A 6,990-nucleotide genomic window follows, 5' to 3' on the forward strand; every position below is an offset into this window, starting at 1 on the left:
AGGAGCAAGCAAAAAATTCGATAAATACGCCCAATATCTTAAAAAGGTCAAAACCAAAATTGTACCGGCCGAATTGCAAAACCATGCGGGAATCATCGGGGCAGCCGTGGAATCAATAGAAACCAAAGAGCAGTCGCAAACTGTTCAATCATAAAATGAAAAAATCATTATTCATATCCTTCCTGGCTTTATTTACGGGTTATGTCTATGCCCAGGAGGATATAACGCATCATAATACTTCTTACTTCAGTAAACCTCTTATTGATCTAAATTGTGATAGCACGCGCCAAACAGTGGTTGACAAGGAACCGGGCCAGTACCTGGGGCATGTAACCACAGCCCTGCTGGATGACGGTAAAACCATTTATGCCGTATATCCCAAGGGACACGGCAACGGCCCTGTTGTAATGAAACGCAGTGATGACGGGGGAAAAACATGGAGCAAACGTTTGGATACGCCCGAAAACTGGAAATCTTCGAAAGAAGTACCCACCATTTTCAAGACTACCGATCCCAAAGGAGACAAACAGCTTATCATGTTTTCCGGTCTGTATCCTGCCAGGATGGCCGTATCAGAAAACATGGGGAAAGACTGGACGCCCTTAAAAAAGATTGGTAACTGGGGTGGTATTGTGGTTATGGGAGACCTTATCAGCCTCAAAACAGGAAAAGGCCATTATATGGCCATGTTTCACGATGACAAGCGGTTCTTTACAAAAGACGGACAATCAAAATACGAAAAAGATATTAAGGAACATGATAGTCCAAAATTCACGCTTTACAAAACCTTTTCATACGATGGTGGATTGACCTGGAGCAAGCCTGAAGAAGTATTCAGCTCCCGCAAAATTCACGTGTGTGAACCAGGTTTTGTCCGTTCACCTGATGGTGAAGAAATTGCAGCCTTACTCAGGGAAAACAGACGCAGGGAAAATTCACAGATCATATTTTCAAGAGATGAAGGCAAAACATGGACGGATCCCCGTCCTTTGCCCAATATCCTCACCGGCGACCGCCATACAGCCGCCTATACGCCTGACGGAAGACTCATCATCTCTTTCCGCGACGTTAGTGCTCAACACAATGAACTTCGGCAGGTGGCCGAAGAAAAAGACATGACCGACCTGGATAACCTGGCCCGAAAAGTAAATATGGGCAGCCCCACAGAGGGCGACTGGGTAGCCTGGGTAGGACAATATGAAGATCTCGTCAAAGGTAGGGAAGGCCAATACAGAATCCGCATCAAAGACAACAAACATTCATGGGATTGCTGTTATCCCGGTGTTGAGATATTGCCCGACGGTACCATTATTACAACCACTTATGGCCATTGGGATGAAGGAGAGCCTCCCTATATCCTGAGTGTACGTCTCACGCTGGATGAGATTGACAGGAAGGCCCAATAAACATCATAGTACTTGATAATTCTTCAATGCTTCATTCCATTTTTTCCAGTGTGCTTCAGTCGGCGTATTTCCGTTAAATAAGGAAACTCCCTTTGCTCCGCCTTTATGGGCATAATCCAGTGCTTCCGCCAGTTCCCCGGGACCCATCTCAGGAAGATAAAGACCGGTATAAAGAGGCACTTCAGCAGGAAGTTCATTCACGCCCTCACGGGTGGCCTTTTCAATCCATGAGACTTCCTTGTTGTAAAAACTATGATAGATCATGGGCATGACGGCATCCAGGTTCCATTTAGGCCATTCCTGCCTTACAAGCCTTTTGGCAATGGAAGGGGTTGGAAAGACAGCAGCAGTTACCTGCTTGTCATAGGTTTTTACAGCACGGGCAATCTTATTAACCAGCGAAGTAATCTGGTCATACCGGTACTGATCCCAGTCGTCATCTTTTGAAGGATCTTCGAGTTTCAGAGGATCCTTTCCATACTGCTCCCTGAATCTGCGGCGGCAGTCATCGCAATAGCAATAATCCCACTGTGCATATTCCTTATCCTGAACAATATCGTATTTTTCCCACAGGGCCCTGGGCAGAATCACATCGGGGTAGCGTATATAATCCAGATGAACGCTGGTTAAACCCTCAACCTTTGCAACCTCCACAGCATTTTCAGTAATATACTCCCGCGCATCCTGATCACTTGGACACAGCCATTTATAATACCCTACATAAGGCGGATCATCCACGCACGAAATCCCGTTCCGATTGACCATATACCAGTCCGGATGTTTTTCCTGCAATTCCTCACTGGTATGACGGGTACCCATGGTCCATGCATGCAGTTCAATGCCGTTTTTACGCGCAAAAGGGGCCGCCTTTTCATACCCTTTTATATCGCCTCCCATGAGTATGGCGGCGATGCCATTTTCTCTGAAATGACCAAACAGCTCATTTAGATTATCAGGGGATAAATCATCGGGTTGGCCTATCCAGGCCCAGTTCTTTAGTTTAGGCTTGCCCTCCGAAGAAGAAACAGACTTAAATCCTCCGAAAGTAACGCCCAAACCAAAAACAGCCACTGTACTTAAAAATTCCCTTCGTTTCATATCGATCGAATTATTTTATAAAATTTCGCCCGGAGTAATTCCTGTTTTTAAAACAAATCCCGTACCTTTGTTTGTTCAATGAATAAACAAACCTAATAAAAAAACCACGCAAAATCAAGTCGCAATCATTATAAAAGGAGAACCATGCGCTATTTTATCCTTATTGCCGGAACTTTTATTTTACTGCTGGGAAAACCATGTCGCCTAACCGCTCAAGAACAACGTTCAGACGAGACACTCATAAACGTGCCGAATCATCCCATACCTTTCAATCCTGAAAAATATATCTGTCTGCGTTCGGAAAAGCCTTTAAAAATAGACGGGAAGCAGAATGAAAAAGCATGGCAGAATGCCCGCTGGAGTGAACCGTTTGTGGATATAGAAGGAAAACTAAGGGATAAACCCGACTATCAAACACGGGTAAAGATGCTATGGGATGATCGCTATTTCTATATCTTCGCCCAAATGGAAGAACCCCACATATGGGGAAGGATCAGGGAACGGGATGCTGTTATTTATCACGACAACGACTTCGAGGTTTTCATTGATCCCGATGGGGATACCCATCATTATGCCGAAGTGGAAATGAATGCCTTGAACACCCTATGGGATCTTTTGCTTACCAAGCCATACCGGGATGGGGGCATCCCATTAACAAACTGGGATATAAAGAATCTGGAAACGGCAGTACACATTGAAGGCACGCTAAATAATCCCAATGACACCGATCAATATTGGACTGCCGAAATTGCCATCCCCTGGAGGGCACTCGGAAAAATCATACCACAAGCCAAAAAACCGCGAAACGACGATCAGTGGAGGGTCAACTTTTCAAGGGTTCAATGGAAGACAGAGATCGAAAATAATGAATACAGGAAAAAACGCGACGAACATGGAAATTTGCTGCCGGAACAAAACTGGGTATGGTCTCCTCAGGGCAGAGTCAATATACACCGGCCGGAAACCTGGGGTATCGTCCAGTTCAGCAAAGAACCGGCAGGGAGTGGAAAGGTGGCATTCATCAGCAACCAAAAGTACCAGATCAAATGGTATTTGAGAAATCTATATTACAGACAGAATCAGTTTCACAGGGAGAATGGAACTTATGCGGACAAACGGGAACAACTCAGACCCGAAAGTCTGCCCGAATTACCGTTCTCGAAAGAAATCAGCATAAGCAGCGGATCTTTCTGGTATGTGATTTCACTGTCGACCCCCAATAATGGGGAATGGTTCATCAAAGAAGACGGAGAAATCCGGCAACGATAGTACTCAAAAAGGAATCGCGTATTGTTGTTACATTAAATTAAAACCCTAAATTTTCATATCATGATTTCCACTTATTTTTTCAAAAAACATCTCATCACATCCTTCACCTTATTGCTGGGTCTGGCTCTTTTCAGTTGTCAGACGGAACAGGAGAGAGAAAAAGCCGTCAGTCCAATCAATCCGGAAGGCGCTCCATTTTCTCCGGCAGATCAACAAATCATTGAAGAAGTAAAAATCTTAAACAAGAGGTTGCCTTCAGGCAGCTACGATCCGGTAGAATCCAAAATCATCCAGGGCACTTTTGAATATCCAAAATCGGAGGGTCAACCACTGATGACTTCGGAAGGCAAATTATTGTGGGAAACCATCGAAACCGACAGTGCCGGATGGTTCCAGCACAAAACCTTCAGGAACAATTATGCCTATGTTTCGGTCCATTCTGACCGGGATAAAATTGTTTTGCTCGAAGGCATGGGGCACCGCATGGTTTTTGTCAACGGCGAGCCGCGCACAGGGAACCTTTACCAGCTTGACGACAATTCCCCTTCATGGAGGCCGCAGTACAATTACAGCCTGATGCCCATAAAGCTTAAGGAGGGTAAAAATCATCTGCTTTTCCGATGTACCCGAGGAAAACTGAAGATCAGACTGAATCCCATGCGGTCAGCGGTAATGCTCAATGTTAACGATCCTACATTCCCCGATCTAATCAAGGGAGAACCTGTCAATGACCAGGCTGCAGTTATTGTGGTCAACGGTACCGGGCAACCCCGTGGAAATCTTTCGATCCGCTCGGAAAGCGAGAACTTGCAATCTACCACCACTTCCCTGCCGGTTGTAGCGCCGATGACCATCCGGAAGGTGCCGTTTGACGTTAAAGGCCAGGCACCCACTGAGAGCGGCCATAAAAACATCAGCCTCTCCTTGAAATCCGGAGAACGGATCATCGATACCTCCACAGTAAGATTCAGCATTAAAAACCCCAATGAGCCACAAAGAAAAACGTTCATCAGTGAAATTGACGGCAGTTTGCAGTATTACGCAATCAATCCTGCTTCTTCAGAAGAAAATGAATCCAAAGCCCTGTTTCTTTCTGTGCATGGTGCTTCGGTCGAGGCCATCAACCAGGCACAATCTTATCATAGCAAGCCATGGGGTCATGTTGTTGCCCCCACCAACAGGCGACCTTACGGTTACGACTGGGAGAACTGGGGCCGGATAGACGCCATTGAAGTGCTTGATATAGCAAAAGAGAAATATAACATTGACCCTGAACGTGTGTACCTGACCGGCCATTCCATGGGAGGTCACGGAACGTGGTATCTGGGAGTCACCTACCCCGATAAATGGGCAGCCATAGGACCCAGCGCCGGATGGAACAGCTTCTGGACCTACGGAGGCAGCAGACTTATGGAAGAAGCCAATCCTACTGAGAAGCTTTATTACAGGAGCATGAGCCCAAGCAATACCTTCGGACTGGTGGAAAACCTGCGGAACAATACCGGTGTTTACATCATTCACGGTAAAGATGACCAGGTAGTCTCTGTCGACCAGGCTTATCAGATGATGGATACACTGGATAAATATGAAATCAACTACCGGTTTCATGAAGAGCCCGGTGCGGGACACTGGTGGGACAATTCCGATGCGCCGGGTGCAGCCTGCGTTGACTGGCCACCCCTGTTCGACTATTTTGCGCGGCACCGCATGCCTGAAAACGAGGAAATACGACAGGTAACCTTTGTCACAGCCAATCCGGGCGTATCGGCTTACAAACACTGGCTGGGCATTGAAGCCCAAATAAATCATTTGGAAATAAGCAAGGCAGATATTGAATTTGTCCCGGGTAAAAATGTATTCCAGGGGAATACCGAAAATGTAGCCCGATTAGGCCTAAAACTGGACCATCTTACATCGAAAGACTCCATAAGTTTTGCCATCGACGGACACTCGGTGCAGAAGGTGCCCTATCCCGAACAGGAAAAGCAACTGTGGCTGTCACGTAGCGGTGACGGATCATGGGAAACCATTGATAAACCTTCAAAAAAACTGAAAGGTCCCCATCGGTATGGTACTTTCAAGGGGGCTTTCAAAAACCATTTCATGTTTGTTTATGCAACACAGGGTAATCCTGGAGAAAATCAACATGCGTACGATAAGGCAAGATACGACGCGGAAACCTTCTGGTATCAAGGCAACGGAGCCGTTGATATCATCCCGGATACAGCCTTTAACGCATCCGATTATGCCGGCAGAGACGTCATTCTTTACGGCAATGCTAAAACCAATGCCGCCTGGGATGACCTGTTAACCGGCAGTCCCATCCAGGTTAACGGTGAAAGCATCTCGGTTGGAGATAAGAATCTGAACGGAAACAACCTGGCCTGCGTATTTGTCAGACCCCGTGATGTCAATGGAGCTACTTCAGTGGGTGTTGTTTCGGCCACCGGCCCAAAAGGATGGAGGCTTCTGAACAGCAGAAAATATATGTATCCTTTCTACAATGCCCCGGATTTTGCTGTATACGATGCCTCGGAGATTGGAATCAAGAATTCCGGAATCCAGGCAGCCGGATATTTTGGGATTGACTGGAGTCTAAAAAATGGAGAGGTTCGATGGAACAATGATAGAGAATAAACGGTAAAAAAACCAACAACTATTTACTTCACCGAACGGGCTTTCAGCTCTTTTAGTTGAGGCTGTTTCACCGGAGAGACTGCCTGTTTCCCCGGGGAGATAACCTGTCTTGTCGAACAGACCAACAATCTTACCGGTGAGACTCGCTGTCTTACCGAGATACCTCACTACCTTGCCGAGGTGACTCCCTATCTTACCGAGGTGACTCCCTATCTTACCGATATGACCTGCTATCTTACCGAGGTGACTCACAATCTTACCAATATCAATCACTGTCTTACCGAGATCACTCACTATCTTACCCAATTGACTCCCTGTCTTACCGAAATGACTTCCAATCTCCCCGAAGTGACTCCCAATTTTACCTGGGAGATTCCCAATCTTACCTGGGTGACTCCTAATTTTACCGAGATGACTCCCAATCTCACCTGGAAGACTCCCAATCTTATCGCGGAAACAGATTAACAATCAAAGAGAAAACAAAAAATACCTCCTTTTTAATAAGCCGAGGCATACAAATTGTTCACAAAAAAAGAGGCCATGGATCATGGCCTCTTTTTTTTTATTAAGCATGCATGAA

General features: G+C 46.0%; 5 protein-coding genes. 4 read left to right on the forward strand and 1 reads right to left on the reverse strand.

Annotated elements, in window-relative coordinates:
• Positions 1-155 precede the first annotated feature (155 nt).
• Positions 156-1,406 (forward strand): exo-alpha-sialidase, encoded by a 1,251-nt coding sequence (locus tag KGY70_14695; GenBank protein MBS3776441.1) that lies wholly within the window; start codon positions 156-158, stop codon positions 1,404-1,406.
• A gap of 3 nt (positions 1,407-1,409) precedes the next feature.
• Here KGY70_14695 and KGY70_14700 read toward each other — a convergent pair whose 3' ends face one another.
• Positions 1,410-2,504: a family 10 glycosylhydrolase gene (locus KGY70_14700; protein ID MBS3776442.1), complete on the reverse strand. Its 1,095-nt coding sequence runs from the start codon at positions 2,502-2,504 to the stop codon at positions 1,410-1,412.
• A 144-nt stretch (positions 2,505-2,648) separates the two neighbouring features.
• Here KGY70_14700 and KGY70_14705 point away from each other — a divergent pair, with 144 nt between their 5' ends.
• From KGY70_14705 to KGY70_14715, 3 genes are all read left to right on the forward strand, one after another.
• Entirely contained in the window at positions 2,649-3,773 is a 1,125-nt protein-coding gene (locus KGY70_14705) for a carbohydrate-binding family 9-like protein (protein MBS3776443.1), read from the forward strand.
• A 60-nt stretch (positions 3,774-3,833) separates the two neighbouring features.
• Positions 3,834-6,410, forward strand: coding sequence for a prolyl oligopeptidase family serine peptidase (locus tag KGY70_14710; GenBank protein ID MBS3776444.1), 2,577 nt, complete (start codon positions 3,834-3,836; stop codon positions 6,408-6,410).
• 180 nt (positions 6,411-6,590) lie between these two features.
• Positions 6,591-6,875, forward strand: a complete 285-nt coding sequence (locus KGY70_14715) for a hypothetical protein (GenBank protein ID MBS3776445.1) — start codon at positions 6,591-6,593, stop codon at positions 6,873-6,875.
• Positions 6,876-6,990: the final 115 nt, after the last annotated feature.

The organism is Bacteroidales bacterium, assembly GCA_018334875.1.
GTDB lineage: Bacteria > Bacteroidota > Bacteroidia > Bacteroidales > UBA12077 > JAGXLC01.

Bases quoted from the DNA above. Each gene is read 5' to 3' on its own strand.
- KGY70_14705 (MBS3776443.1), top strand. From the start codon at position 2,649: ATGCGCTATTTTATCCTTATTGCCGGAACTTTTATTTTACTGCTGGGA.
- KGY70_14700 (MBS3776442.1), bottom strand. From the start codon at position 2,504: ATGAAACGAAGGGAATTTTTAAGTACAGTGGCTGTTTTTGGTTTGGGC.
- KGY70_14695 (MBS3776441.1), top strand. From the start codon at position 156: ATGAAAAAATCATTATTCATATCCTTCCTGGCTTTATTTACGGGTTAT.
- KGY70_14710 (MBS3776444.1), top strand. From the start codon at position 3,834: ATGATTTCCACTTATTTTTTCAAAAAACATCTCATCACATCCTTCACC.